Origin of the sequence: Bartonella queenslandensis AUST/NH15 (assembly GCF_000312585.1) — a bacterium.
Lineage (GTDB): Bacteria > Pseudomonadota > Alphaproteobacteria > Rhizobiales > Rhizobiaceae > Bartonella > Bartonella queenslandensis_A.
In genome coordinates, this window is the sequence record NZ_HE998256.1 from 1 (window position 1) to 340 (window position 340).

The following is a 340-nucleotide window of genomic DNA, read 5'->3' on the forward strand; positions in this document are numbered from 1 at the left end:
TGGATTTACCATTGACAATATATTCATAAGCTTCAAGAGGTATATCTGTCATGACGATATTGCTATTGTAGAAAACGGTGGATTTATCTTTCTCTTTACCTGCTTTTGCAAATTTCATTTCAGTCACATAATAGAATTTTTCAGGATGAGAGATATTAGTCAATTTTGGATTACCCTTTTTAAAGGTCACTGGATAAGGTTCTATGCTTTCGTAATTCACGTGCAAATGACCTAGTTCACGCCCTGCTGTTACAAACTTCCAAAAATCATCAGCACTCTTTACACAAGGGATACGAGGCAATTCTTTGCATAAATTATGCGCATAACGAGTGCGGTAATT

At 35.6% G+C, this 340-nt stretch carries 1 protein-coding gene; it reads right to left on the reverse strand.

Translation table 11 applies throughout. The annotated features are described in order from the left end of the window. Positions 1–340: type ISP restriction/modification enzyme (locus tag BN338_RS12400; RefSeq protein WP_039762064.1), on the reverse strand; the 340-nt coding region annotated here is incomplete at both ends.